At 57.7% G+C, this 2012-nt stretch carries 1 protein-coding gene; it reads left to right on the top strand.

Going from position 1 to position 2012, the window contains the following annotated elements; all coding sequences use genetic code 11:
• Positions 1 to 1988: cation:proton antiporter (locus QVP67_RS14160; RefSeq protein ID WP_288180254.1), on the top strand; the 1988-nt coding region annotated here is incomplete at its 5' end.
• Positions 1989 to 2012: the final 24 nt, after the last annotated feature.

The raw sequence follows: 2012 nt of genomic DNA, 5'->3' as shown, positions 1-2012 counted from the left end.
CCCTGTTTGCAGTCGGTCTGTTAGTCGGTCTGGCCGACCGTAACGGTCTGTTCCACGCCATTCCCCGTCTGGAAGAAGCCCTGGTCGGTGTAGCCAACATCAACCCCGACTTTATCCTCTACATCTTTCTGCCCGTACTCATTTTCGATGCAGCCTACGAACTCAATCTTCACATCTTCAAGAAGACCCTTGCCAATGCAGCCCTGCTGGCCGTTCCCGGACTGATCATCTGCATGGTGCTTACCGCCCTGCTGCTGGTAGGCATCCGTTACGTAGTGCCCGGTTACGAGCAGTGGACGTGGGCCTTTGCCCTCATGTTCGGAGCCCTGATCAGTGCCACCGACCCCGTAGCCGTGGTAGCCCTGCTTCACGAGCTGAAGACCAGCAAACGCTTTTCCACCCTGGTCGATGCCGAATCCCTGCTCAACGACGGCACCGGTATCGTCTGCTTCATGCTCTTCTTCGGAGTCTACACCGCAGCCGGACAAAGCGAGCTGTCTCCCGTTATGCAGTTCATACAGGTTGTGGCAGGCGGTGTCCTGCTGGGCTATATGGCCGCCCGTCTGGTCATCTGGTTCATTACCCGTGTCAATTCTGAAGAACTGGTGCAGAACAGTGTCATCATTCTGGCCGCCTACCTGGTGTTCATCCTTTCGCAGTACTACCTGGGCCTCTCGGGTGTCATCGCCCTGGTAGCCTTCGGACTCACCGTGACCTACATCGGCAAGCCCCGCCTGAAACCCCGTGTCAACGAGTTCATGGAAACCTTCTGGGAACTGCTCACCTATATGGCCAACACGCTGGTGTTCATCATCGTAGGTGTAGTCATCGCCGTCAAGGTCGATTTCTCATGGTCCCATTTCGCCATCCTGCTCCTCCTTTACGTTGCGCTCAACCTGTTCCGCTTCGTCATGATCATGTTGCTTTACCCGCTGATGAAGCGTCTGGGCTACGGCCTTAACCGTCGCGAGTCCTTCATCCTTACCTGGGGCGGTCTGCGCGGAGCACTTGGCCTTACCCTTGCCCTCATGGTGTCCTACACTCCCGCCATCCCCGAGTCCATCCGCAGTCAGGTACTGTTCTTCACAGCTGGTATCGTTACGCTGACCCTTTGCGTCAACGCCACCACCACCCGCTGGTTGCTCGGCAAACTTGGCCTGACACACGTTCCTTCCGCCCGCATCCTGATGGAACGCCTGGTGCAGGAACGCATTCGCGAGAGCTCCGAGAAGTATTTCGACCGTCTGCAGGGACGCGAACCCCTGGCCGGTGCCAACTGGAAGAAAGTCGCCCGCTACATCGCTCCCCAGCCCGATACAACCCGTCTCGAAAAAGCCCGTACCCAGGACGTACTGGCCGAACTCCGCCTGCGCTTGCTCGACCGCGAAAAAGCATTCAGCCGTGAAATCTACGAAGAAGGCATCATCTCGCAAACCGCATTCCGGCGCCTGATGAACTCACTCGACGAACTCTACGACCACGACGGTTCCTATCCGCTCGACGTGCGCCACTCCATCTTCAACTTCTGTAGCCGTACGCGGGCACTCTACCGGGTGCAGAAGTTACCCTACTTCAGCCGCTGGGCAGGCTTCTATTTCCGCGAACGCATCATGGTCATCTACGACCTTGGCCGTGGCTTCATCATCCTGCAGCGCGAAGACCTGAAACTGCTCGACGAACTCGTCTCCTCCGGAGTCGTCCAGCCCGGACAGGCCGCTCTTCTGCAAACCCTCCGTCGCGAGATCGAGCACAACATCGAGAGCATGAACCGCGTCATCAGCCGCCTGTCCGCTGACTTCCCCAAGGCCTACAACCATGCCCTTACGCAGAAAGCCATCCGCATGATGCTCAGCAACGAACGCCGGGTCATCCGTCAGATGCAGACCGACGGTGTTCTGTCCGACAAGGATGCCGCCCAGTACTATGCCCGTGTCGACGAACGTAGCGACGAGGTCAACTCCTTTACCCACACCATACCTGCGTCGTAAGTATTCGGCCAACTACAGGTATTA

Origin of the sequence: Bacteroides sp. CAG:633 (assembly GCF_000435115.1) — a bacterium.
In the GTDB taxonomy this organism is placed as follows: Bacteria; Bacteroidota; Bacteroidia; order Bacteroidales; family Bacteroidaceae; genus Bacteroides; species Bacteroides ndongoniae.
This window is presented reverse-complemented; position numbering and strand designations above follow the sequence as displayed.